This window comes from Acidicapsa acidisoli, assembly GCF_025685625.1.
Classification (GTDB): domain Bacteria; phylum Acidobacteriota; class Terriglobia; order Terriglobales; family Acidobacteriaceae; genus Acidicapsa; species Acidicapsa acidisoli.
In genome coordinates, this window is the sequence record NZ_JAGSYI010000004.1 from 630459 (window position 1) to 655218 (window position 24760).

At 56.9% G+C, this 24760-nt stretch carries 21 protein-coding genes; 13 read left to right on the plus strand and 8 right to left on the minus strand.

The window, feature by feature from the left end; all coding sequences use genetic code 11:
• Window positions 1-294: 294 nt before the first annotated feature.
• Window positions 295-867 (plus strand): VanZ family protein, encoded by a 573-nt coding sequence (locus OHL23_RS24500; RefSeq protein ID WP_263354662.1) that lies wholly within the window; start codon window positions 295-297, stop codon window positions 865-867.
• On the opposite strand, the gene argJ is transcribed toward OHL23_RS24500, so the two are convergent.
• On the minus strand, window positions 864-2096 hold the full coding sequence (gene argJ / locus OHL23_RS24505; protein WP_263354663.1) for a bifunctional glutamate N-acetyltransferase/amino-acid acetyltransferase ArgJ: 1233 nt from the start codon (window positions 2094-2096) through the stop codon (window positions 864-866). The genes OHL23_RS24500 and argJ overlap by 4 nt on opposite strands.
• A 91-nt stretch (window positions 2097-2187) precedes the next feature.
• On the opposite strand from argJ, the gene OHL23_RS24510 reads away from it, so the two are divergent.
• Window positions 2188-3030 (plus strand): ABC transporter ATP-binding protein, encoded by an 843-nt coding sequence (locus tag OHL23_RS24510; protein ID WP_263354664.1) that lies wholly within the window; start codon window positions 2188-2190, stop codon window positions 3028-3030.
• A gap of 34 nt (window positions 3031-3064) precedes the next feature.
• Here the strand turns inward: OHL23_RS24510 and OHL23_RS24515 are convergent, their stop codons facing one another.
• The 3 genes from OHL23_RS24515 to OHL23_RS24525 form a co-directional block, all read right to left on the minus strand.
• Entirely contained in the window at window positions 3065-4639 is a 1575-nt protein-coding gene (locus OHL23_RS24515) for a glycosyltransferase family 39 protein (RefSeq protein ID WP_263354665.1), read from the minus strand.
• Between the two features lie 95 nt (window positions 4640-4734).
• Window positions 4735-6669: an excinuclease ABC subunit UvrC gene (gene uvrC, locus OHL23_RS24520; protein WP_263354800.1), complete on the minus strand. Its 1935-nt coding sequence runs from the start codon at window positions 6667-6669 to the stop codon at window positions 4735-4737.
• Window positions 6670-6787: 118 nt separating this feature from the next.
• On the minus strand, window positions 6788-7648 hold the full coding sequence (locus OHL23_RS24525) for a chitobiase/beta-hexosaminidase C-terminal domain-containing protein (protein WP_263354666.1): 861 nt from the start codon (window positions 7646-7648) through the stop codon (window positions 6788-6790).
• A gap of 405 nt (window positions 7649-8053) precedes the next feature.
• Between OHL23_RS24525 and OHL23_RS24530 the strand changes: the two genes are divergently transcribed.
• On the plus strand, window positions 8054-8440 hold the full coding sequence (locus tag OHL23_RS24530) for an MmcQ/YjbR family DNA-binding protein (RefSeq protein WP_263354667.1): 387 nt from the start codon (window positions 8054-8056) through the stop codon (window positions 8438-8440).
• A gap of 262 nt (window positions 8441-8702) precedes the next feature.
• Window positions 8703-9440 (plus strand): OmpA family protein, encoded by a 738-nt coding sequence (locus tag OHL23_RS24535; RefSeq protein ID WP_263354668.1) that lies wholly within the window; start codon window positions 8703-8705, stop codon window positions 9438-9440.
• Window positions 9441-9552: 112 nt separating this feature from the next.
• Here OHL23_RS24535 and pyrE read toward each other — a convergent pair whose 3' ends face one another.
• A complete protein-coding gene (gene pyrE / locus OHL23_RS24540) occupies window positions 9553-10173 on the minus strand; it encodes an orotate phosphoribosyltransferase (RefSeq protein WP_263354669.1) in 621 nt (206 codons plus the stop codon).
• A 93-nt stretch (window positions 10174-10266) separates the two neighbouring features.
• Window positions 10267-11163 (minus strand): hypothetical protein, encoded by an 897-nt coding sequence (locus OHL23_RS24545; RefSeq protein ID WP_263354670.1) that lies wholly within the window; start codon window positions 11161-11163, stop codon window positions 10267-10269.
• Window positions 11164-11510: 347 nt separating this feature from the next.
• On the opposite strand from OHL23_RS24545, the gene eno reads away from it, so the two are divergent.
• The 3 genes from eno to argG all read left to right on the plus strand — a co-directional run bounded on the left by eno (window position 11511) and on the right by argG (window position 16975).
• On the plus strand, window positions 11511-12911 hold the full coding sequence (gene eno, locus OHL23_RS24550; protein ID WP_449701821.1) for a phosphopyruvate hydratase: 1401 nt from the start codon (window positions 11511-11513) through the stop codon (window positions 12909-12911).
• 300 nt (window positions 12912-13211) lie between these two features.
• A complete protein-coding gene (gene gpmI, locus OHL23_RS24555; protein WP_263354671.1) occupies window positions 13212-14825 on the plus strand; it encodes a 2,3-bisphosphoglycerate-independent phosphoglycerate mutase in 1614 nt (537 codons plus the stop codon).
• Window positions 14826-15634: 809 nt separating this feature from the next.
• On the plus strand, window positions 15635-16975 hold the full coding sequence (gene argG, locus OHL23_RS24560; RefSeq protein WP_263354672.1) for an argininosuccinate synthase: 1341 nt from the start codon (window positions 15635-15637) through the stop codon (window positions 16973-16975).
• 203 nt (window positions 16976-17178) lie between these two features.
• On the opposite strand, the gene OHL23_RS24565 is transcribed toward argG, so the two are convergent.
• Complete coding sequence (locus tag OHL23_RS24565) at window positions 17179-17679, minus strand: Lrp/AsnC family transcriptional regulator (RefSeq protein WP_263354673.1); 501 nt, start codon at window positions 17677-17679, stop codon at window positions 17179-17181.
• 171 nt (window positions 17680-17850) lie between these two features.
• On the opposite strand from OHL23_RS24565, the gene hppD reads away from it, so the two are divergent.
• The 6 genes from hppD to OHL23_RS24595 all read left to right on the plus strand — a co-directional run bounded on the left by hppD (window position 17851) and on the right by OHL23_RS24595 (window position 24031).
• Window positions 17851-19011, plus strand: a complete 1161-nt coding sequence (hppD, locus tag OHL23_RS24570) for a 4-hydroxyphenylpyruvate dioxygenase (protein ID WP_263354674.1) — start codon at window positions 17851-17853, stop codon at window positions 19009-19011.
• Between the two features lie 16 nt (window positions 19012-19027).
• A complete protein-coding gene (locus OHL23_RS24575) occupies window positions 19028-19780 on the plus strand; it encodes a phenylalanine 4-monooxygenase (RefSeq protein ID WP_263354675.1) in 753 nt (250 codons plus the stop codon).
• Entirely contained in the window at window positions 19777-21141 is a 1365-nt protein-coding gene (gene hmgA, locus OHL23_RS24580) for a homogentisate 1,2-dioxygenase (protein WP_263354676.1), read from the plus strand. The genes OHL23_RS24575 and hmgA overlap by 4 nt, the downstream gene beginning before the upstream one ends.
• Window positions 21051-21992 carry a hypothetical protein gene (locus OHL23_RS24585; protein WP_263354677.1) on the plus strand — a complete coding sequence of 314 codons (942 nt, stop codon included), beginning with the start codon at window positions 21051-21053 and terminating at the stop codon, window positions 21990-21992. Before hmgA ends, OHL23_RS24585 begins: the two co-directional genes overlap by 91 nt.
• Window positions 21983-23272 carry a fumarylacetoacetase gene (gene fahA / locus OHL23_RS24590; RefSeq protein ID WP_263354678.1) on the plus strand — a complete coding sequence of 430 codons (1290 nt, stop codon included), beginning with the start codon at window positions 21983-21985 and terminating at the stop codon, window positions 23270-23272. Before OHL23_RS24585 ends, fahA begins: the two co-directional genes overlap by 10 nt.
• Window positions 23273-23740: 468 nt before the next feature.
• Window positions 23741-24031, plus strand: a complete 291-nt coding sequence (locus tag OHL23_RS24595; protein WP_263354679.1) for a hypothetical protein — start codon at window positions 23741-23743, stop codon at window positions 24029-24031.
• 419 nt (window positions 24032-24450) lie between these two features.
• On the opposite strand, the gene OHL23_RS24600 is transcribed toward OHL23_RS24595, so the two are convergent.
• Window positions 24451-24753 (minus strand): hypothetical protein, encoded by a 303-nt coding sequence (locus OHL23_RS24600; protein WP_263354680.1) that lies wholly within the window; start codon window positions 24751-24753, stop codon window positions 24451-24453.
• Window positions 24754-24760 lie beyond the last annotated feature (7 nt).

The window sequence follows — 24760 nt, forward strand, 5'->3', positions numbered from 1 at the left end:
TGGTCGCCTGTCACTTGGTTGATGGATCGCTTGCCCTGACTCAAAAAAAAAGAAAAATGCATGAAACTTTTTCGAACCCTGTATTTTTCCCTTTCCGGTCCGTCTGCAATGTAATTTTTACTTGAAGGTCCAGCCGGTTTCATTTGAATGAACTTACATGGCTACAACAAGTTACAGTTTGGCGCGAAAATTGCCTTATCTTATAGCGAAGTACATATCATCTGGTTGAATCGGTTCCATTCTTCATCCGCTTAATTCGTCCACACCCGGTCAACCGCAAAGGAGTTTATCAACTTGTCTTCTACTTTCTTCGCACGCTACTCCTATCGGCGCGCTTCTTTCCGCAGGCCTGCGCTGTTCCGCGCATGGCTACCCGTCTTCTTCTTCGCCTGCATCTTCGCGATCGAATCCACAGCAGCATTCGGCGCGGATCGCACCTCCATGCCACTGCACACCGTCTTCCACGGCATCTTCGGTTCAGCCGTCGATGGCGATTGGAGCGACATCCATCACATCATTCGCAAGACCGGCCATTTCACAGGATACGGCACGTTCTCTCTGGTCTGTTTCCGCGCATTCTGGCTCACCCTGCGCAACCGGGCCAGCCAGCTTCCAATGCGCATCGGGAGACGTCTCGCATGCCATGGCCTTGCAATCGCCACAACATTCTGCGCCGCCAGCGCCGACGAACTTCACCAGAGTTTCCTGCCCAACCGCACCGGCGTCTTCTCCGATGTGCTGCTGGATACAACCGGCGCTCTGCTCATGCAAATCGCGCTCTTCCTGGTCCTCAAAGCAATCACCAACTGGCCAAAGCACCCAGGAACCGCACTGCAACACAGAAAGAACGCGTCGCTCGCTATTTAGGTAGAGTAATCCGCATTGATACGGACATACTCCGCCGTGAGGTCCGTCGTCCAGAAGATGCAACTACCCTCGCCTTGATGGAGATCTATGCTGATCGAAAACTCAGGCTGCCGCAAATAGGCATGCGCGGCAGCCACATCCATCTCCAGCGCACGCCCGCCATCCCGGCAAATCCGCAGCTCGCCAAACCAGATATCGATCCGCTCCGGCTCAATCTGCGCGCCTGAATTCCCAATCGCCGCCATCAGCCTTCCCCAATTCGGGTCCGACCCAGCCCACGCCGTCTTCACCAGCGGAGAATGCGCAATCGCCTTCGCCACCACGACCGCTTCCGCATCCGACGCCGCGCCATTCACCCGCAGCTCCACCACATGCCGAACACCTTCGCCATCCGCCACAATCTGCTTCGCCAGCGACTTCGCCACTTGCTTGAGTGCCTCTGCAAATGGGGTATATCCCGCGGGTATCTTCACCCCGCTCGCCCCCGAAGCCAGCAGCAGCACCGTATCGTTCGTCGAAGTGTCCCCATCCACCGAAATCCGGTTGAAGCTCACCTCAACCGCCGCATTGAGCATCCCCTGCAACACGGCAGGCTCAACCTCCGCGTCCGTCAGAATATAAACCAACATCGTTGCATGCGGAGCCGCAGGGGCCTGCCCCGGAACCAGACGAGGATGGATCATCCCCGAGCCCTTCCCCACAGCCGCGATCCGCACTTCCCTATCGCCGATCTCCAATCGCAGAAAGGCCGTTTTCTCCACCAGGTCCGTCGTCAAAATCGCCTGTGCCACCTGCTGAAAGTGATCAGACTCAGCGCCCAGTTCAGCCTTCACCACCGGCAGCGCCTTCACCAGCTTCTCCACCGGCAGCGGAACCCCGATTACCCCAGTCGACGAAGGAAATACCTCCTCCGGCAGGCAACCAAATTCCATCGCCGCAGCCGAACACGTCGCATAGGCCGCATCCAAACCCGCCTGCCCAGCCGCACAGTTGGCATTGCCGGCGTTTATCGCAACCACCCGCACCCGGCCTCCTGTAGCCCGCAGATGCTCTTTATCGACGTGTAACGGCGCAGCCGTTATCCGATTCGCTGTAAACAGCGCCGCCGCGCTCGCAGCCTCATCCGCCACAATCAGCGCAAAATCCGGCCACCCGCTTGGCTTCAGCCCCGCCCGCGTAGCCGCAAACCGAAACCCCGCAGGAATCAAGAATCCAGAAACATCACTCATCTGTTACATCCTCTGACAATAACTGGGTGCCCCATGTCTCGATCCTGAGACATGGGATTCACCTCAACCAGCGTTTACTCTAACAAATGAGATGACCTCCGAACCCGCGCAGCACCCTTTCCTGAAAATGGCCAATGTCAACGTGGCCCTCGGCGACCGCAACGTCCTCCACGACATCAACCTCACCATCCAGACCGGCGAACACGTCGCCATCCTGGGCGCCAACGGCTGTGGAAAAAGCACCCTAATCCGCACCATGACCTGCGAACTCTACCCCGCTATCCCAGGGCTCGACCAGCCTCGGCCGGAAGTCAGTCTCTTCGGACACAGCCGCTGGGATCTCACCGAGCTACGCAAGCACTTCGGAGTCGTCTCCGACTCCCATCCCGGCCTCTACTCCACCTCGCGCGCACCCGACACCGCCGGCAGCTCCACCGGACGCACCACCGGTCTCAACGCCGTCATTGCAGGCTTCTTCTCTGCCTCAACCCTCTGGCCCAACCTCATCGTCACCGACGAAATGCGCCAGCGCGCCACCGAAGCCCTCGAACGCATCCACGCCTCGCATCTCATCAACCATCTAGTCGGAGAAATGTCCGCCGGAGAAAAGCGCCGCATCCTCATCGCCCGCGCCCTGGCCCATCGCCCGCAACAACTGCTCCTCGACGAGCCCTCCAACGCCCTCGACCTTGCAGCCCAGCGCGACCTCCGCGAAAGCCTGCGCGGCCTCATCGCCGACGGCGTCGGCCTGATTCTCGTCACCCACCACCTCAACGACATCCCGCCCGAGATCGAGCGCGTCATCCTTATGCAAAAAGGCCGTATCGTCGCTGACGGCCCCAGAGAGCAGCTATTGACCGCACCCGTCCTGTCAGACCTATTAGGCACAGAAGTAAGAATCGGCGAGCAGGACGGCTGGCTCCATAGCTGGTGAGATCACAGCCGGGCTCGGAAATTCGAGCCCGCTTCTAATACCAATACTTGAACTCCGCCCACTCCGACGCATAACTCTTCCTGCGATGCTTCAGAAGGAAGTAGTGATGGTGCTCATGATTCATAATCCACGGCGCATCGAACGCTCCTAAATCGATAACTTCCTCGTAACTCTTCAGATAGTCATTCCGGTCATTCCCCAGAGTCAGCATCGACTCGCCTGAATACCCATGCCAGCCCCAGTAGAAATAATTCTGGTGCCCGCTGATCGCCTCCGGCAGCCCATACTTCGGCCCCAGTACATTCACCGCGCTCGCCTCACCATAATTCCCGCAGAAGATACCCGTCTTCGCCCGCTCCTCCGGAGACAGCGCGTTATAGCGTGCAACAAACCCCTGAGCCATCTCCTCCCAACCAAAGCGATCCGAAAGATACTGCGGCAGCGGACTCGAAAACTTCTCCGTCCGCGTCTTATTCGCCCCAAAGTGCGCAGCCCATCCGCTGTAAGCCTCGGGCGGCAAAACAGTAAGCCCAATCGGAACCGTAGCCACCACCAGAAAGATAGCCAGCACCGCGGAATATGCGTAAGCAGGCCACCCCCATCGAGTGACCTGCACAAACCAAACAGCCCCAGCCGCAAACAGCACCGGATAAATCGGCGCAAGATAATAATCCTTGGCGTGCATCGCCATCATCATCGCCAGAAAGACAAGATAAGTCACAGCAACAAACCGCCACGCCCTCGCAGTCCGCGCAATGCCCAGCCACACCAGACCGCCAATCCACAGCGGAGCCGAAAAGATCAGCAGCATATCGACCTGCTGCTTTAGAAACGCCAGCGGCGGCAGCTTCGTATTCTTATCTGAATGCGCAATATTATTCAGCAGCTCATAAGTCGGCCATCCATGCTGCCACTGCCACCAGAAGTTAGGCAGCACCACAAGAAAGATCACCGCGATCCCAGCCGCCACCCATCCCGACCAGAGCAGCCTCCGCTGCGGAGTCGCCAGCAACCCCAGCAGCAACGCCACCAGAAAGAAAACCGTCGAATCCTTGTTCTCAATCCCCAGCCCGGCCAGCAATCCAAACATTAGCCACCACCGCGGCGACAGACTCCCCTCCGCAATCCGCAGCAGCACCAGCAATGAGCCCATCCAGAAGCAAGGCTCCCACGAATTCATCGAAAGGTAATTATCCGCCACCAGAAAGACCGGCGCAGCCAGCGCGGCCATCATAGCCAGCACCTGAGCCCGTCGCCGTCTGCCAAGCTGCCACGCCAGCAATCCCGTCAGCCCTACCTTCACCGCTCCAGCCGCAAAGCTCAACACGCGAATCCCAGTCGGCGTCAGCCCAAAGAGCGTTTCCGAAATCCGCGCCTGCACCGCCACAAGCGGCGGTTGATCTACATATCCCCAATCCAGATGATGCGCGCAGACCAGAAAATACAGCTCGTCGCGAAAAAATCCGTATCCGAGCCGTGATCCATACAGCGAGCAGACGACATGCAAAGCCAGCGTAAACACAGCAAAGCCGCCAGCCAGAAACAAGGCAGACCGAAGCGGTCCACGTACGGCAGAGTGAGATATGGATTGCAGAAGAACAGTAGTCACGTGCACCAACTCCAGCGGCCTTCGGAATTACGGCTCACTACGGAAGTGCTTCTTCCACAGTTCCGCAAAATCGTCCGGTCGGAATCCGACCCAGTCTACTGTTTAAGAACAGTCAATGGAGAAGAATTCGCATATCCTGCATGAAAATGCCCCCAGATAGCCTCCGCCGTCTTGCGCGGCACCACCGCCGCCAGCGAATCCACCGTCGCCTCCCGCACCTCGCGCAGGCTCCCAAAGTGCGTCAGCAGCCGCTGTCGCGTTCCCTGCCCCACCCCCGGAATCTCCAGCAGCTCCGAATCCCGGTCCCGCATCTCGCGCCGCTTGCGGTGATACCCAATCGCAAACCGGTGGCTTTCATCGCGAATCGTCTGCACCAAATGCAGCACCGGCGACCGCCGATCCAGCACCACCGGCTCATCCTCATTGCCGTACACGTAGATCACTTCCTCGCGCTTGGCAATCGAAGCCAGCGGCTGGCTCGTAAATCCCAACTCCTCCAGCGCATCCGCCGCCGAATGAAGTTGCCCCAATCCACCGTCAATCAAGATCAGCGAAGGCATCGTCTGCCCCTCGTCCTTCACCCTCTTATACCGCCGCCCGACAATCTCGCGCATCGACGCGAAATCATCCACGCCCGACACCGTCTTCACCTGAAACTTCCGGTAAGCCGACTTCTTCATCGCGCCGTCTTCCCACACCACCATCGAAGCCACCGTCTCCGCGCCCTGAATATGCGAGATATCGAAGCATTCAATCCGCTTCGGCAGCTCCGGCAGCATCAGCACATCCGCCAGCGACTCCTGAATCGCCTTCCGCGAAGGCTCCAGCACGCGGAAGCGCTGCGTGTACGACTGCTTCGCATTCTGTCCCGCCAGGTCAATCAGCGAACGCTTATCGCCCCGCTGCGGAGCAGCCAGCTCCACCCGATGCCCGCTCCGTTCCGCCAGCAGCGTCGCCAGCGATTCGCGATCCTCAAAATCCACCGGCACCAGAATCGTCCTGGGAACATACTGCTGATCGATATAAAGCTGCTTCAAAAGCGCCGAGAAGAACTGCCCGGCATCAAAAGCCGGCGCGTCTGGCGCACTCTCATCCTGCGAAGCCGCCATCATCGCCGCCTCAAGCTCTTCCTCCGTATCGACCTCCGCCACGGGCTCCGTCAAAAACTCCGGCAACTCCTCCCAGAAAAACTCCCGCCGGTCCACAATCTTCCCCGAGCGAATATGAAACAGATTCGCCGCAATGCACCCGCCCTCGTAGTGATACCCAAAGACATCCGCATCATCCGATTCCGCCGTTGCAATCCTTTGCTTCTCCTCCAACTGATGCACCGTCGAAATCAGATCCCGGTATCGCGCCGCCAGCTCAAACTGTTCCGCCTCAGCGGCCTCAGCCATCCGCCCATGCAGCGACCGCTCCAGCTCCGCATGTTTGCCCTCCAAAAAGAGCTGAGCATCCTTCACCGCGCCCGCATACATCTCCGGCGTGGTCAGCTCCTTGACGCAAGGCCCCAGGCAGCGGTGAATGTAGTACTGCAAACAAGCCCGCGGATGATATCGCGAAAGATCCACCTTGCAGCTCGGAATCAAAAAGCTGCGATGGATAAGCTCCGCCACCCGGTACGCCAGATTCCCCGGAAAATACGGCCCATAATACGCCGAACCATCCTTGCGCAGCCGCCGCGTCACAAAAACCTTGGGAAACCGGTCCCCCAGCGTCAGCTTCACATACGGATACGTCTTGTCATCTCGCAGCAAAATGTTGAACCGCGGCTTCCGCTGCTTGATCAGGTTATTCTCAAGCGCCAGCGCCTCCATCTCGTTCGCCACGAGAATGTAGTCCAGATCGACCGCCTCGCGCATCAGCGTCCCGGTCTTGGCGTTGGCCTGGCTCGCCGCCAGCAGGTAGCTCCGCACCCGCGAACGGAGGTTACGCGCCTTGCCCACATAGATCACCTGGCCCTCGGCGTTCTTGTACAGATACACCCCGGGCTGCGTAGGCAAAGTCCGAATTTTTTCGTAGAAGTCCATGGAGAAGAGGGTCGTCGCCGAGGTCCGTGACTGGATAGCCCCGACTTCTAGTGTAGCCACTCACAGGCCGCCAATGCCCCGCTTCTCGCTCAAGGTCGTTCGATTGTCCGAGGCCGTCCTATGGCTCAAGTGTCACATCTGCGGCTACCGTCGCGGTAAGCGCCATACCCGGCTTGATCACAGCTTCCGGCTCCCACTTGTCCGCTCCCTCCATGGTTTCGCCCCCGCGCAGGAGAATTGACTTTCCGTGCGCGCTGAGCGAGCGGACCTCGAAAGTGAGAATGCCCGGCGTATAGTACTCGACCGACGGCGAAGCGACCGTCAAGACAGCATCGACTGGAGTCCCTTTGGGAACGACGACCGAATCGCCCACTTTCACATCCTGATCCAGCACCAGGGGGATTCTGTCTCCCGTTTTAGCGGCATCTGAGCTGGTCTTGGCAACAGTCACCAATTGCAGCGTATTTCCGGCTCTAAGCTTTCCATCGGTAATCAAAGGTGGCTGCTCAATGGGAGTTGTCCAACGACTACCTATAATGTAATATGCCTGGCTGACCTCGCTGCGCTCGGAGTTAGGTCCAACCCCGATCGCTTGGAGATGGGTGGTTGCATTGATCCGGATTGGTCCTTTGTAGAGCACCGAAGCGGTAGTTGGTGTCCAGCCGTCGGTCGAGTAATAGACAGTGGAAAAGTTGTCAGTCGTTCGCCACTTGATCCGCACCCTCGTCCCGGAATCAACTTGACCGGACTTTACGGAAAAGGCTGGCTGGCCCATCCTCAGAAATTGCGCAGAAGCCTTGGTCGGCGCATTTAGAAACTTCCTCGGCAATTGCGAAGCGGACTGCTGCGCCGCGAGCATCTGTTGTTGTTGCGCCATCTCTGACTGTTGCTGCTGCATAACTTGCATGCTCTGTAGCCCCGAATTCAGCATGTCCTGTTGCATCTGTTGCGCGGCCTGAAGCTGACCGGCTTGTTGCATCGCAATAGTCCCTGGATCCTGACCGAAGGCACAAGCACTGGTAATAACCAGAAAAAGAGGAGCAACTCTCATCATCATTCCCCCGAATGTCGACTGAGAAAAACTATCCTCTCAGACGCGAAAATTATTGAATTAGTTTCCGGTTCCACATACCAGCATCTTCCGTCTCATGAATTCTTTGACACCGTTTCTCGCCTCTTTGATCGATCTTCTTAGACAGCTCAACAGCCCTCAGACGCCTGATTCTCGTCCGGTAATCAATCCGACAGCTAACTTGCCGTTTCATTGCCAAAAGACATTCAATGCACAGTGATTTGCAACCTCAATCGCCGCAGACTGCATTGACTGACGACACTGCGCTCCGCCGTGAGTCGCGATCAGTCAATCTTCGCGAACAGGCGTGTGATGGCTTCGCAATCAACAATTCAGGATCGGATGGTAAAGCTGACCGAGATCTGCCTCGCCCTCCCCGGCACAACCCGCGAAGACAAACCTAGCCGCTCCACCTTCCTCGTCGCGAAAAAGATCTTCGCCTACTTCTTAAACGAACACGACCCCGCCAGACCAGGTGAAGCCCCAATTGTCAGCGTCTGCTGCAAGCCCCTCGTAGGCGACAACGCACGGCTAGCCGAAACCAGTCCCCGCAACTTCTACCTCCCGCGCTACATCGGCGCCAGAGGCTGGGTCGGCTACCGGCTCGATCTCCCCAACGTCGACTGGAGCGAAGTGAAAGACCTCGTCCGCACCAGCTACACGCAAACCGCCCCGGCAAAATTGCTTAAGCTGCTGTAAGCGCGGCAGCTCAGCTTGATCGCAATATCGAACTTCGCAGCCGCACCCATGCACCCTGCCACGTAACCATTACCTAAACCATGTAAAAATTACACACAAATCGCCAGCCAGCTCCGCATAGCCAACCCCATAACCGCCATAGATTCAGCCAGATGCCGGAGCAGGCAACTTTGGCCGCAGAAGTGCCATCAATAACGGTGAAAGCAATGCATGAGCACTGCCGGATACCCGCGTAGAGCCCTTTAACCGAAAGGATTTCCCCATGATGCAACGAATTGATGCTTTGAAGATCGCCGTGTTGGCCACCGCGATTGCAACTCTCTCAGGCTGCGCTACCAAGAATTACGTCCGCAATCAGACCGCGCCCATCATCGACCATACCAATGAACTGAGCGACAAAACCGCCGCCAACAATCGCGCCATCCATGATACCGACGAGCGCGCTCAGGCCGGCATCACCAAAGCGCAGGGCGCTGCCGACTCCGCCACGCAAAACGCACAGGGTGCCCAAAAGGCTGCCGGAGACGCACAAAACGCCGCCAATGACGCCGTTCACCGCGCCGACTCGCTCGCCTCTGTCGTCGCAGGCCTCGACAACTATCAGGCCATCGGCAACGTCTCCGTCACCTTCGGCTTCGACAAGTCTAAGCTGACCGACGACGACAAGGCCCAACTCGACACCTTCGCCGCTACTCTTGCCAACGCCAAGAGCTACATTGTTGAAGTCACCGGCGGCACCGACTCCACCGGCGACGCGGATTACAACTACGCGTTGAGCCAGCGCCGCGCCGACGCCGTTGTCCAGTATCTGGCCTCGAAGTATGCCATCCCGGCTCACCGCTTCTATCTGATCGGCATCGGCAAGGATAAGGAAGTCGCCGACAACAAGACCCGCGAAGGCCGCGCCAAGAATCGCCGCGTCGACATCCGTCTGCTCTCCAACCAGGGAGCACCCTCTACAGCAAACGCAGCCACACCCGCCACAGGTGGCGGTCTATAAACGAATCACCCCTAAACGCAACAATTGCTGCATCTCGACGAGCAGGCCGGCAGGAGAACCGGTCTGCTCAATTTCTTTTGGGGCATGGCCGAGTCGCCTGCAGAAGCAAACTCTAGCCCTGACTCTGCCCCTTCACATGCTCCACGCGAACGTCCGTAGCTGTAAACAATGCAAAAAAGGGCGCGCCCGCCGCCGAAGCCTCAACCGTCGGTCGTCCATTCGCCTCCTGCCGCTCCACCAGGCACACTACCGCTGCAATCACCATCCCGGCATCCCGCGCCGCCTGAATCGCGTTGATCGTGGAGGCGCCCGTAGTGCAGACATCGTCCACAATCACTACACGAGCACCCTCCCGGCAAAATCCCTCAATCCGCCGCCCGGTCCCATGCGCTTTTTCCGCCTTGCGCACCAGAAATCCATGCAGCAGCGGAGAACCCGGCTTCTCAATCGCCCGCCACGCGCTCGCTGTCGCCACATTGCAGACAATCGGGTCCGCGCCCATCGTCAGCCCGCCCACAGCCTCCGCCTCAATTCCTTTTTCTGCCAGCAGTTCCAGCACAGCATGCCCGGTCAGCCGCCCGCCCTCGGCATGGAGCGTTGTCGTGCGACAGTCAATGTAGTAATCGCTCGTTCCGCCTGAGGAGAGCGTAAATTGTCCCAGCCGAAAGCTGATCCGCGCCAGCAGCGAAAGCAATTGCTGCCGGTAAGAAAGAGAAGTCGTAAAAGTACCCATCGCTCCCAAGTCTAACAAGCGCCCGCAGGCGTCTCGTGCAAACACAAAAAGGCCGGCGGGAAACCATCCGCCGGCCCGAGTTTCACCCTCAATTTATTGGTTTGTGGCAGGCATAAGATTCATCGGCTCAGTCAAAGTAAACAGCAGAACCGCGCCCGGCTCCAGCCTCGCCTGCGGATGGTCCACCATCAGGTGGGTCGTCACCACCCCAGCGCCAATCAGGCTGCCCGTAAGCGCGCCCACCGGACCGCCTAGCACAGCGCCCGTTACAGCGCCTGCGCCAACCACTGAGCCATACTCGATCCCGTCTTTCTTCGCCCTCGATCCAGGATTGATCGTTCCCTCCGATCCAACCCGCGCCTTCGATCCAGGAGCGCCCGTTGTCTCGGCATGAAGCTGGAACCGCGATCCATCCGGCAGAATCACAGCTTCGGGCCTAAGCCGGAAGCTCCCATGGCCGCCAAAATGTCCGCTCGTCACCGCGCTCACCCGGCCCTCGATCCCCGATCCCGCCGGAATCAGCACCTTGCCATCCTGCAGCACATCCGAAGCCACCTGCCCGTGAAACGGCTCGCCCTTCTCGGTCTCCGTCGACGAAATCCCCTCTGTCAGCCGCACCCGGATCGTCACACCCGACAGCAACTCGCCCGGCCGCGCCCGGAGAGGATGCACAATATCTCCATCCGGATCAGACACTTCCGGCCGCGTCACCAAGGCCTGCTGGCCCGCATCAGGCGCGACATAGCTGGAATCCGGCCCCGGAGAACTCGGCTGCACTGGCTGCGAATCAGGCTGCGCCACCACTCCGGCCTGCGGCTTGGCAATCAGCGGCGCTGGCGGAACCTCCTGCGAAGCCACAATCGGATCATTCGGCGGCTGTGAAACCCCTTGGTAAGCGCTCGACTGGCCGGTCTGTTGCGCTATCGCCGCGCTCGCGACACTCAAAGCCGCGGAAGCCATCATCAAAGCTGCAAAATTTTGCCGACGCATAGCAGAATCCTCCTCGCGCGCACCACCGCCGCGCAAACCTACCCTACCCTTGAACACTCAACCCATCTATAAGTTGTGGCAAATTCTGGTCAAAACATCCCTCAGAACGGACCTTTTGACACCATATCCACTCTTCACCATAGCTTCCCCCAAATAAAAATGAGCCAATTCTCGCCAAAATTGCAGGGCTGAGGTATCGCCCACAGCACGAATCAAACTAGACACTCCACCGCGCAGATCGCCAACCTTCAATCCCGAAAAGTGTCCCACTACCCATCGTCCCGCAATCCGGTTTGCTATCCTACCCAAGGTATTCGCTTACATCCTTTTCAGGGGATTGCGCCCATATGGCAGAGCTACTCACCACCATCCAAAGCATCGCTGGTAAGGCGCTTGCCGTAGATCGCCGCCCCAAATTAAATGACCGCTTGCAGCACCGCATTGCGAGGACTGATATGACTGAAATCGTAGCTATTCGCGCCCGCGAAATTCTTGATTCGCGCGGCAATCCTACCGTAGAAGCAGACGTCATCCTGGAAAGCGGCGCACTCGGCCGCGCAGCCGTCCCATCCGGCGCATCCACCGGCGAACACGAAGCTGTGGAGCTCCGCGACGGCGACAAATCCCATTACTTCGGCAAAGGCGTCCTCCAGGCCGTGGAAAATATCGAGACCGTCCTCGCCCCCGAGCTAGAAGGCTTCGACGCCACCAACCAGCGCCTGCTCGATCACACCATGATCCAGCTCGACGGCACCGCCAACAAGTCCAAGCTCGGCGCCAACGCTATCCTCGCCGTCTCCATGGCCGCCAGCCGCGCCGTCGCCCAGACCCTCGAAATTCCGCTCTATCGCTATCTCGGCGGAGCCAACGCCAGCATCCTGCCCACTCCCATGATGAACGTCCTCAACGGCGGCGCGCACGCCGACTCGAGCGTCGACTTCCAGGAGTTCATGGTCATGCCAGTCGGCGCGGAGCGTTTCTCCGACGCCCTCCGCTGGGGCGCAGAAGTCTTCCACACCCTCAAAGGCGTCCTCAAGAAGAAGGGCTACTCCACCGCCGTCGGCGACGAAGGCGGCTTCGCACCCTCGCTCAAATCCAACACCGAAGCCATCGAAGTCATCCTCGAAGCCATCACCCTCGCCGGCTACAAACCCGGCGAACAGATCGCCATCGCTCTCGATCCCGCCTCCAGCGAGTTCTTCGACAAGGAAAAGAAGAAGTATGTCTTCAAGAAGAGCGACAAGCGCGAGCTCTCCAGCGAAGAAATGGTCAATTTCTACGACGACTGGGTCCGCCAATTCCCCATCGTCAGCCTCGAAGACGGCCTCGCCGAAGACGACTGGGACGGCTGGCGCATCCTCACTCACAAGCTCGGCGGCAAGATCCAGCTCGTCGGCGACGACCTCTTCGTCACAAACACCGACCGCCTGCAGCGCGGCATCGAAGAAGGCGTCGGCAACTCCATCCTCATCAAGCTCAACCAGATCGGCACCGTGACCGAGTCCTTCGAAGCCATCGAACTAGGCCGCCGTTACGGCTACACCAGCGTCATCTCGCACCGCAGTGGCGAAACCGAAGATACCTTCATCGCCGACTTCGCTGTAGCCACCGGCGCAGGCCAGATCAAGACCGGCTCAGCCTCGCGCACCGACCGCATCGCCAAGTACAACCAGCTCCTCCGCATCGAAGAGGAACTAGGCCAAGGCGCAAACTTCCTTGGCATCGAGAGCCTAAACTACAACGACTAACTTTGAGACGAAGAATGCGGGTGCCCCAGGTCTCGATTCTGAGACCTGGGTTCCTCGAACCCACAAATGTGGGGTAACAGAATCCTTCGACCTCAACCAAGGAATTGTCATCCGGAGCGCAGCGAAGGATCTGCTTCTGCCTTTGCAGTTGACTTTGCTTTTCTATCTGTCATTCCCGAAGGGAATCTGCTTTTCCCATATGCCATCAACCACGCATCCTATCGGACTCCGCCGATCCGCTAACTCGCCAAAGCGCAAAGCGCGCTAACTTGCTAACTTGCCGCCTTCAAAGGAACTGCCGTGTCCACTTACAAGCACCCGCTAGTCCTCACCATCCTAGACGGATGGGGTTACAGCCCAAAGACCGAAGCCAACGCCATCGCCCTGGCCCGCAAACCCACCTACGACAAGCTCCTCGCGGAATACCCCAACACCCTCATCCGCGCAGCCGAGCACTTCGTCGGCCTCCCCGACGGCCAGATGGGCAACAGCGAAGTAGGCCACCTGAACCTCGGCGCCGGGCGCATCGTGCAAATGGACATCACCCGCATCGACGGGATGATCGCAAACGACGAATTCACCAACTTTCCGGCCATTGCGAAAGCCATGCACCGCGCCCGCGAAAACGACCGCGCCCTGCACCTCATCGGTCTGCTCTCAGACGGCGGCGTCCACGCCCACCAGGAGCATCTCTACGCCCTCCTGCGCGCCGCCAAGGCCCACGGCGTCACCCGCGTCTTCGTCCATGCCTTCCTCGACGGCCGCGACACCCTGCCCACCAGCGGCGCAGGCTACATCGAAAAGCTCCTACATAAGATGGCGGAATACGGCATCGGCAAACTCGCCAGCGTAAGCGGCCGCTACTACGCCATGGACCGGGACCGCAAGTGGGACCGAGAGCGCAAAGCCTTCAGCGCCATGTGCCTCGGCAAAGCCGAAGGTGGAGCCACCACCGACGCCGTCGCCCTCATCAGAGACCGTTACAACAACGGCATCACCGACGAGTTCACCATCCCCTTCGTTGTAACTGACGCCGCAGGCAAACCCAACGGCCTCATCCGCGACGAAGACGTCGTGATCAATTTCAACTACCGCGCCGACCGCGCCCGCCAGATCACCCGCGTCCTCACTCGCGAAAGCGGCCTCAACCAGGCCGGCGGCCGCAATCTCGACGCCTGGGAATCCCTCGACGAAACCATCCCCCGCAGCGAGATTCCAAAGAAGCTCTACTACCTCTGCATGACCCAGTACGACAAGAATTTTTCCTTGCCCATGGTCATCCTCCCACAGTCGATGGATAACATCCTCGCCAACATCCTCGGCGCAGCCCAGTTACGCAACCTGCGCGTAGCCGAGACGGAGAAGTACGCCCACGTAACTTACTTCTTCAACGGCGGCGTAGAAACCCCATTCCCCGGCGAAGATAGAACACTCATCCAGTCCAAGAAAGTAGCAACTTACGATCTCGCCCCTGAAATGTCTGCCGAAGGCATTGGCGACACCATCGTCAGTGCCATCCACGACACAGCCTTCGACCTGATCATCGCCAACTTCGCCAACGCCGACATGGTAGGCCACAGCGGCCAATTGGAACCGACCATCAAAGCCGTAGAATACGTAGACGCCCAATTAGCCCGCATCTACAAAGCCCTGCGCGAAAAAGGTGGAAGCTGGCTGATCACCGCCGACCACGGCAACGCCGAACAGATGATCGACCCCGCCACCGGCGGCCCACACACCGCCCACACCACCAACCCTGTCCCGTTAATCTACGTAGGCGAAGAAGCCAACAAATACACCCTCCGCCCAGACGGCAGCCTGCGCGACATCAGCCCAACACTGATCAACCTCCTAAACCTGCACCTGCCCAAAGAAATGACCGGCCACGACCTCCGCATCCCAATTACCAAGTAACGCTCTTGTCATTCAGTTAAAAGATTTGTCACCCGGAGCGCAGCGAAGGATCTGCTTTTCGTCTTCCTACATGTAACTGCAGTCTGGGTGCCTCATCCCTGACGCGCACTCTGCGGCAAGGGTGGGATAGAGCAGATGCCATTCATCAAGCTATCCGACCCACCTCAGCGTGCCCCATAATTCCACCCATGGAAAGAAAGCCCGCGCCAAAACCGTCAAATTCCAAGCCACAACCAACCGGCAGACGGCGGGAGAACCTACGTTCTATTCCCCCACAACACCCAGCAGGAGTTCGCAACCAAGGCAAAGTCCCATCAAAGCGATCATCGCCGACGTCCCCTGCACTGGCTCCCTCATCCGACTACTTGACGCCAGTCTTTCTCAAATCAATCGCCCCGCTGGACCCCGTCGTTGTCCTTCCGAAGCTAAGTCAAATTGACTTGCGATTGCAACAAAATCTTTGGGACGGCGGATTCACGCCTGCCGTCTCCCGAGACCGCATCGCCTCATCGTTACCACCTGCAGCAACACTGGGCAGATACCACGATGTGCAAGATTATCAGAACAAGGTAGGGTCGAATGGAAAGATGCTCGACTGGATGCACACTGCGCTTACCTCGGATTCGGTCCGCCACGAGAAGTCTGCATTCTGATTGGGAACATGTATGGCATCTTCAGGCGTATCATCTGGCGTGTAATATTTTAGTTTTGTTGAATTCAGCCCTGCTCAGAAAATCCTCGACCGGACGCCAAATAGAATGGTTGAGAATCCTTCAGCGCGTCGGCTGAATCTTTGAGGTCTGAATATCATGTCCGTAATACTCGAAAACCTGCCCCTCGGCCAGAAGGTAGGCATCGCCTTCTCCGGCGGCCTGGATACCAGCGCAGCGCTTCATTGGATGAAGCAGAAGGGCGCTCTGCCGTACGCCTACACCGCCAACCTCGGCCAGCCTGACGAAGCCGATTACGACGAGATCCCGCGCAAGGCACTCGAGTACGGCGCTGAAAAGGCCCGCCTCATCGACTGCCGCGGCCCGCTCGTTCGCGAAGGCATCGCCGCTCTCCAGTCCGGCGCGTTCCACATCTCCACTGCGGGCATCACCTATTTCAATACCACACCCATCGGCCGTGCTGTCACAGGCACCATGCTGGTCACCGCCATGAAAGAAGACGATGTCAACATCTGGGGGGATGGCTCGACTTTCAAGGGTAATGACATCGAGCGCTTCTACCGATACGGCCTCCTCGTCAACCCGGACCTCAAGGTCTACAAGCCGTGGCTTGATGCCGCCTTCATCGACGAACTCGGCGGACGCGCCGAGATGTCGGCCTTCATGCAGAGGTCCGGTTTCGCATACAAAATGTCCTCCGAGAAAGCCTACTCGACGGACTCCAATATCCTTGGTGCAACCCACGAAGCCAAGGATCTCGAACTTCTTTCGAGTAACATGAAGATCGTTGTCCCCATTATGGGCACCGCCTTCTGGCGCGACGACGTCGAGGTCAAGCGCGAAGAGATCACCATTCGCTTTGAAGAAGGCTTGCCCGTAGCGCTCAACGGCAAGGAGTTCCTTGAACCCGTCGAGCTGATACTCGAAGCCAACCGTATCGGCGGCCGTCACGGGCTCGGCATGAGCGATCAGATCGAAAACCGCATCATTGAGGCCAAGAGCCGCGGCATCTACGAGTCTCCCGGTCTTGCCCTGCTATTCATTGCTTACGAGCGCCTGATCACAGGCATCCACAACGAAGACACTATCGAGCAGTACCGCGAAAACGGCCGTAAGCTTGGTCGCCTCCTGTATCAGGGCCGCTGGTTCGATCCTCAAGCCATCATGCTTCGCGAAGCCGCCCAACGCTGGGTAGCGAAGCCTGTCACTGGCGAGGTCACCCTCGAGCTGCGCCGCGGCAATGATTACTCAATCCTGAACACCGACTCACCCAATCTCACATTCAAGCCCGAGCGCCTCACCATGGAAAAGGGCGAATCCACCTTCTCACCCCGAGACCGCATCGGCCAGCTCACAATGCGCAATCTCGACATCACCGACACCCGCGCAAAGCTGCTGACCTACGCGCAGACCGGTCTGCTCACACTAAGCAAGGGCTCCGAGATGCCACAACTAACCACGAGCAACGACAGAGAGTAAGCCACCTCTCTTTTTGCTGCAGGCCGCGTGTCGGCTTGCCAACTCAAGTAGCGCGTGATAATGAACGTTATCATGCCTTATGGGTAAGGCGTCACCTACTCGATCCTTGTGGCGTCTTACCCGGTCCCTGCCCGCTCGTCCTTGCGCGCCGGAATTTGGAATTTAGACTTACAAAGCTCGTGCCCGCACTGCTGACGCAACTTTCAAAGATACTTTGCGAAGCTTTCGATATGGCGTGCACCATACTCCCTGCGTTCTACGGGCGATGACAAGATTGTCGAGGTGGAAGTTGCTCCCAGTGCGGAGAGCCGGTCAATCAATACTTCCAAGTGACGGATTGACACAACGTGCGCTTCAAACACAAAGGATTCCGATCCGGTGATGCGATGGCACCGGCTGATCTCGACAAGTTCCTGAATTGCCGTCACTGTGCGACGGATCTGCAGATCGCCACCGGGAATTGTGAGCCGCATCCAGATGTGAATCGGCACACCCAACGTCGCCAGGTTCAACGAAGCATGGTAGCCGGTGATCACCCCCGCATCCTCCAGGCGATGCACTCGTTCCGCCACCGCCGGCGTGGATAATCCAACCTTTCTGCCCAATTCGGCAAACGAAAGACGAGCGTTATTTTGCAGACATTCAATGAGCTTCCATGCAATAGCATCCAGCTCAACTCGATTAGGAACGATCTTGTGGGTCATATTGAACACGCCTTAAGGCAATTGATCCATTATGCCTAATATTCTTAACCTCGAGTGAATTTTTTCTTACCGATCGCCATTCCCAGCTTCATCGCACAAGCCTATTCTTTTGTCTAGCCGTGAGTGCTTAGTTTCATCGGTTTTCCAGTGCTCATGGCGAAGGAGGTTCCAATGAACGCGAGCTTACGTTCCATCTCATCTGCAACCGCTGCGAATGCCGTACTGGAATCTCCTGCCTCCGGACCGGATTTCCTTCCATTGCGGGGGACGGACCATGTCGAATTCTACGTGGGCAATGCCCGCCAGGCAGCGCATTTCTACCGCAGTGCGTTTGGCATGTCCCTGGTCGCGTATGCCGGACCGGAGACCGGGCAGCGCGATCGCGCCTCCTATGTTGTTCAACAGGGCAAGATTCGTTTTGTGCTGACCACACCTTTGAAGAGCAGCGGGCCTATTGCGGAACACATCCAGCGGCATGGCGATGGAGTGCGCGTCATCGCGCTCTTAGTCGACGATGCATCGCGCGCCTGGCGCGAAACAACAAGTCGCGGAGCGACCAGCTTTGCCGAACCCCATGTCATTTCCGACGAACACGGGCGCGTTGTGCTATCCAGTATTTGCACGTATGGGGACACGATTCATACTTTTGTCGAGCGCGACGACTACCAAGGCACATTCCTTCCCAGATATCGCGCGATCGAAGGCGATCCACTTGCGCACTCGACCGGTCTGCTCCACATCGATCACATGGTGGGCAACGTCGGTTGGCATGAAATGGACACGTGGGTCGATTTCTACTCGCGTGTGATGGGATTCCGTCTCTACCAGCACTTTGACGACGAAGACATCTCCACGGAGTATTCATCGCTCATGTCAAAGGTGATGGCCAATGGCAACGGCTACGTAAAATTCCCCATCAATGAGCCTGCGGAAGGGAAACGCAAATCGCAAATCGAAGAGTATCTCGATTTCTACGCAGGGCCTGGAGTCCAACATATCGCATTAGCGACAGGCGACATCCTGCATACGGTGAAGAGTCTGCACGCGCAAGGGATCGACTTCCTCCATGTCCCTCACACGTATTACAGCGAATTGCAGGGGCGTGTTGGCGTTATTGATGAGCCAATCGCCGAGTTAGAGGAACTCGGTATTCTCGTCGATCGAGACCACGAAGGTTACATGCTTCAGATCTTCACGCGACCTGTCGAGGATCGACCAACACTTTTTTTCGAAATCATCCAGCGCAAAGGAAGCCGCAGCTTTGGCAAAGGTAATTTCAAAGCACTATTTGAAGCCATCGAACGCGAGCAGCAGGAGCGCGGCAACCTTTAATTCAGGGAGATCAATCGTGTATTCTGCAACGCTATCGACCGCGGCGCCATTCATTATCCAGCAGGATTACCCGGCTTACACCGATGAGCAGCACAGCGTGTGGGCTGAGCTTGTGGGCCGCAGGTTGCCTGAATTGGAGAAGCATGCGGCCAGTGAGTATCTTGAGGGATATGAGGTCATCGGCCTGCAACGAGATCGCCTGCCCAATCTGACATCGATCAGCGCGCGCCTCGCTCCAAGAACGGGCTGGACATCCACGCCCGTCAGCGGGTTCCTGCCAGCACCCGCTTTTTTCGAGATGCTTGCTTCGCGCCTTTTCCCGACTACAACCTGGTTGCGCAAAAGGGACGCTCTCGACTACACACCGGAGCCCGACATCTTTCACGATGTTTTCGGCCATGTGCCGATGCATGCGCACCCGGTGTTTGCCGATTTTCTTGCGCACTACGGCCGGGTTTGCGCACACGTCGAGAGCGCTGATGTTCTCGAGAAACTTGGCCGCCTGTTTTGGTACACGGTCGAATTCGGGTTGATTCGCGAACGCGGCGAAATCAAGGTCTATGGAAGCGGCCTCATCAGTTCGCATGGGGAATGCCGCAATGTAACGGAAGGTCATTGTGCAGTTCATGATTTCTCATTGCGTGAAGTCCTCGACACTCCGGTAAAGGTGGATGAGTTGCACAAGTTGCTGTTTGCTGTGAGTAGTTTCGACCAGATCTACGAAGCAATGCGCGAAGCCGAACGACTCGCTCTAGATGGAGAGTTATGAAGACGGAATCCATTTCAGTCGATGTTCAATATCAATCGGGTTTTGGAAACGAATTCGCGACTGAGGCTGTTCCCGGAGCGCTACCGGTTGGCCAAAATGCGCCTCAACAGCACCCGCTTGGTTTGTACACTGAGCAGTTCAGTGGCACACCGTTTACTTCGCCACGCGCTACTAATCGCCGCACTTGGACCTATCGCATCCGTCCATCCGTTACACACCGCCCTTACGAAGAGATTGATTCACGGTTGATTCGGAGTGGTCCGTTTACGGAGGTTCCAACGACACCGAATCAACTTCGCTGGGACCCGCTGCCTATACCCAAAGAAAAGACGGACTTTGTCGATGGAATCGTCACGCTGGGCGGAAATGGCGATCCTGCAATGCAAGTGGGTGTAGCGATCCATCTCTACGCGTTCAATACATCCATGAAGGATCGGTTTTTTTACAGCGCGGATGGAGAGCTGCTGATCGTACCTCAGTTGGGGAGACTGCGTTTTCATACGGAACTGGGAATTCTGGATGTCGCGCCAGGCGAGATTTGCGTTATCCCGCGCGGTGTGTTGTTTCGCGTAGAGCAACACGACGACGAGTCTTCGCGCGGTTATATTTGCGAAAATTATGGATTGTCGTTTCGGCTTCCCGAACTAGGCGCGATCGGCGCCAACGGATTGGCCAATGCACGTGACTTCGAGATTCCGGTCGCAGCCTTCGAAGACCGCGAAGGCGAGTTTCGTATCACAGCAAAATTCATGGGAAGGCTGTGGTCTGCAAGCATCGATCATTCCCCGCTGAATGTTGTCGCGTGGCACGGAAACTATGCGCCTTACAAATATGACCTTGCCCGCTTCAACTGCATCAACACAGTCTCCTTCGATCATCCCGACCCCTCGATCTATACCGTTTTGAGCGCTCCATCGGCCATCCCAGGCACGGCCAACTGCGATTTCGCGATATTTCCCCCGCGCTGGATGGTTGCTGAGCACACCTTCAGGCCGCCGTGGTTCCATCGCAATCTGATGAATGAATTCATGGGACTGGTATTCGGTGCGTATGACGGAAAGGCAGAAGGCTTTGTGGCCGGCGGCGCAAGTCTACACAATTGCATGGCGGGGCATGGTCCTGACGCGGAGACATATGCACGCGCCAGCAACGCGGAACTGAAGCCACAATACCTGGAGAATACGCTGGCCTTCATGTTTGAGACTCAGCTTGTGGTGCGGCCCACCGAGTTTGCCATGAAGACAAAGATTCTGCAGCACGAATACTTTGAATGCTGGCAGGGGCTGAAAAAGTATTTTGCGGCAAGCAATGGCGTAAACCCACCCGCGAACCGGAAACCAGCGCACTCAACTCCAAAATGAGTGTCATCGCCAAATTGCTGGATGGCTTAATCGACTACGCTGGTCTTTATCCTCCAGCCAGCCTCGATTTGCCCGCGGTGGTGCGCAACTATCTTTACTATCGACAAGGAAAAGACGCGGCTGTTCTTGGAAGACTGGTTATTGATTTGAGCCGGATGGAAGAACTGCGAAGCTTCGCGCGCGATTCGCTGCAGGAACTTCTTCTGAGTATTACTGCTTCGGCAAGCCTCGATGTAGATAGCTTGAATCGCTTAATGGATGCCGGACTGCCAATTGAAGCGATTGAGATAAAAGCCAACGCGCCCTCTGTGATTCAGTGCATTGCCGCGCAATTGCCTGTTGAAGTGGTGACCTACTTCGAGGTGCCGGTTGAAGGTACAGATGCCGGGGTACTCGATGCTATTTGCGCGGCCAGTGCGAGGGTTAAACTACGCTTGGGTGGATTGGCAGCGGAGACGTTCCCATCATCGCTAGCAGTTGCACGTATGTTGCAGGCCATTGCAGAGCGCCATCTTCTTTTTAAAGCTACGGCTGGACTGCATCATCCACTGCCTGGACGCTATCCCTTCACAGATGCACCGGACAGTGCAGCAGGAACGATGCACGGCTTTGTGAATCTTAACTGCGCCGCAGCTTTGCTTTATCTCGGCGGTGATGTAGCTGATGCAGTACTGATCCTCGATGAGATGGAGCGAGACGCATGGCAGGTATCAACAGAGACCATCGCGTGGCATGACCTTCGCTGGAACTCCTTGCAAATGGAAGAGGTCCGGCAAGCTTTCTTCTGCGGCATTGGTTCGTGCTCATTCACACAGCCATTAGCGGAGATGGAGGCGTTGGGATGGAGGTGAGCCGAGAAAGCCGGATCGAATGCTGGATCAAATCTGCCAACGAGACTGGATGCGATTTCCCGATCGAGAACCTGCCCTATGGAACGGTTCGCCATCGCGAACGGACATTTCTTGCGATAGCGATTGGTGACCGAATCTTGAATTTGCAAGCCTGCGCTTGCGACGGGCTATTCTCTTCGCTTTCTGAGCCAATTTTGAGGGCATGTGGCGCGGAATTACTCAATCCTCTCATGTCCCTCGGAAGAGAATCATGGTCTGCGCTTCGGAGCCGCGTAACGGAGCTTCTGGATGCAAATCGTTCAGACGAGGAGATGCGAGACCGTGTGGCCCGGTGCCTTATCCCTATGCAGGATGCGGAGATGATACTGCCTGCACAAATAGGAGACTATACCGACTTCTACGCATCGATCCATCACGCAACGCGCGTAGGCAAGTTATTCCGTCCGGACAATCCGCTATTGCCAAACTATAAGTACGTTCCGATCGGATATCATGGTCGCGCTTCGTCAATTGTAACGAGTGGAACGGAGATTCAGAGGCCTTCCGGTCAAATCAAAAATGCGGACGCGGAGCCGCTCTATGCTGCATCGCAAGCACTTGATTACGAACTGGAGATCGGAGCATTTATCGGGGTGGGAAATCGGCTGGGGCAACCAATTGCGATCGCCCAGGCTGAAGAACACGTCTTCGGCTTATGCCTGGTGAATGACTGGTCTGCGCGCGATTTGCAATCGTGGGAGTATCAACCGTTGGGGCCGTTTCTGGCGAAGAGCTTTGCGACGACGATCTCACCCTGGATCGTACCGATGGAGGCGCTGGCGCCGTATCGGGTACCGGCGGTCACCCGTGCATCCAGCGATCCGACGCCCCTTCCCTATCTTTCTTCCTCGATTGCTGAAAAGGATGGTATCGAACTCACGCTCGAGGTTCTTCTTCAATCGCGAAGGATGCGTGAGGCGAAGCTGGCGCCTGCCCTTGTCAGCCAAGGCAATCTACGCGACCTGTATTGGACGATTCGACAATTGGTAACCCATCATGCGAGCAACGGGTGCAACCTGCGTCCAGGCGATCTGCTTGCGACTGGCACGGTTTCGGGATTGCACGAAGGGTCGGAGGGTTGTCTTTTAGAGATGAAGCACCGATCGGAGCCGCTCCATTTACCGAATGGAGAAAAACGCAGGTTCCTCGAAGATGGAGATCGAGTTATCTTGCGCGCATACGCGTCGAAAAATGGCTTGCCTAAAATCGGATTTGGTGACTGCATGGGAACGATTGTGTGACCAATCGCCCTGCATGCAAGCCAGGAGCTCGAATGAAACTGTAACTCTTGGTTGGCTTGTCTGACCCGCTACTTGTAGCTGAAGGCTGCCGATTAGCAGGAGGTGGGCGCCAACGTGGAAAAGTTCTCATTCAGGTGTATTTCGTAAACGTATTCAACGACATCCGTTTGAAAACCTCCGACACTGTCACCGCTGCACATCCGCCTCAGTCAGTTGGCCAAGATTCGCTTCAGAGACAGGGCACTCCAGATTTGAGCGTACATGCGCGCCATCTTCGCTGAAGCAATCCAAAGATGCTCAGGACGGCACTTTTCAAATGGGAACTATATACCTGAGTCCACTTCTTTTATGATTTAAGCCACGTCAATCCTTGCACGAATGAGCAGGCCTTCGGAATTATGCTTGGACTCGTTGGGTTTGTTGTGGGGCTTTGGCCTATTTCGCTAAACAACCGAAAGGCGTCAAGAAATGAATGAAGCTGAGATCACAAAGGAAATTCGTGACATCAAGGATCGCCTCAAGAGGCTAGAACAGCCTCACGTTTCTCTGAGTGAAGAAGAGGCGGAGTATTTTGCTCCAGAAGTTCTGCAAAGCGAAATCGTAACGAAAGTGGAAGCCTTATTGGAGACGCTGCGACGGATTCTTCCAGAGTTTTCCCGGACCTACGAGCAAGTCCATACCAAAATGCAAAACGACAAGCTACCCGATGCCAGCGTTCGCGCTCTCGCTGATCGCCTTGCCGAATCAGATCAAATCTGATGGGGCGTGGGTAGCTAGTGGCTTTATAAATCTCCATGTAAACCTCTCTTTCACTATAGTGACGCCGTAGTCGGCTCACGCCATTTCGGTGAGCTCCTTGTACGTGATCCGCGCTCCCGCCGACTTAGCGAACAGGGATAGAGGATGGCAAGAAAGAGCTTCATGGGTCCCCTGGATTAGTACGGTGGAAGTTTGGCAAGCATGGCAGCCAAACCGCTGATGTTAGTTGTACGAATTTTTGTATCTTCGGCAGAGCAGCCGCCCTCGATTTGCAGTGTGCGGTGGGTGAGAAGTTGCCGATAGAACTCAGTTGCTTTCTTGCCTCTAAGTTCCATCTGTGCGTATGCGGGAAAGTAAAGGAAACTGCCGGTTTGGGTGGGGCCTGCGTCGAATTGATACCGGAAGTCGCGGGGCACTCCCTAGTCCCACTGTTCCTCGGATGGCGTCTGGCAGGAGCGCTCCATGAGTATCGAGACGGCGACGACGATGCTGTTAATTCCCTTCGTTGGCGTCTCAAGCGCGACTGAGACTACCGGGTTCCCCTCGGATAGGAGGAAAGTCGGTTCCCGTTTACCGTCCAACCGAATCCCGCCGCCGTGCGCGTCCCATTGCGCCTGTGCGATGGTTGGCAGGGCTGCGTACGTGAGAAATAGGGCGGTGAGGGCAAGAAATAGCTTCATAAGGGAACTATATACATTCCATCGCTGTACAATGCCAATCATGGCTAAT

Coding starts and splice junctions, on each gene's coding strand:
- argJ (WP_263354663.1), bottom strand. CDS start 2,096: ATGAGTGATGTTTCTGGATTCTTGATTCCTGCGGGGTTTCGGTTTGCG.
- OHL23_RS24510 (WP_263354664.1), top strand. CDS start 2,188: ATGACCTCCGAACCCGCGCAGCACCCTTTCCTGAAAATGGCCAATGTC.
- uvrC (WP_263354800.1), bottom strand. CDS start 6,669: ATGGACTTCTACGAAAAAATTCGGACTTTGCCTACGCAGCCCGGGGTG.
- OHL23_RS24525 (WP_263354666.1), bottom strand. CDS start 7,648: ATGCAACAAGCCGGTCAGCTTCAGGCCGCGCAACAGATGCAACAGGAC.
- OHL23_RS24530 (WP_263354667.1), top strand. CDS start 8,054: ATGGCTTCGCAATCAACAATTCAGGATCGGATGGTAAAGCTGACCGAG.
- OHL23_RS24535 (WP_263354668.1), top strand. CDS start 8,703: ATGATGCAACGAATTGATGCTTTGAAGATCGCCGTGTTGGCCACCGCG.
- pyrE (WP_263354669.1), bottom strand. CDS start 10,173: ATGGGTACTTTTACGACTTCTCTTTCTTACCGGCAGCAATTGCTTTCG.
- OHL23_RS24545 (WP_263354670.1), bottom strand. CDS start 11,163: ATGCGTCGGCAAAATTTTGCAGCTTTGATGATGGCTTCCGCGGCTTTG.
- eno (WP_449701821.1), top strand. CDS start 11,511: ATGGCAGAGCTACTCACCACCATCCAAAGCATCGCTGGTAAGGCGCTT.
- argG (WP_263354672.1), top strand. CDS start 15,635: ATGTCCGTAATACTCGAAAACCTGCCCCTCGGCCAGAAGGTAGGCATC.
- OHL23_RS24565 (WP_263354673.1), bottom strand. CDS start 17,679: ATGACCCACAAGATCGTTCCTAATCGAGTTGAGCTGGATGCTATTGCA.
- hppD (WP_263354674.1), top strand. CDS start 17,851: ATGAACGCGAGCTTACGTTCCATCTCATCTGCAACCGCTGCGAATGCC.
- hmgA (WP_263354676.1), top strand. CDS start 19,777: ATGAAGACGGAATCCATTTCAGTCGATGTTCAATATCAATCGGGTTTT.
- OHL23_RS24585 (WP_263354677.1), top strand. CDS start 21,051: ATGCTGGCAGGGGCTGAAAAAGTATTTTGCGGCAAGCAATGGCGTAAA.
- fahA (WP_263354678.1), top strand. CDS start 21,983: ATGGAGGTGAGCCGAGAAAGCCGGATCGAATGCTGGATCAAATCTGCC.
- OHL23_RS24595 (WP_263354679.1), top strand. CDS start 23,741: ATGAATGAAGCTGAGATCACAAAGGAAATTCGTGACATCAAGGATCGC.
- OHL23_RS24600 (WP_263354680.1), bottom strand. CDS start 24,753: ATGATTGGCATTGTACAGCGATGGAATGTATATAGTTCCCTTATGAAG.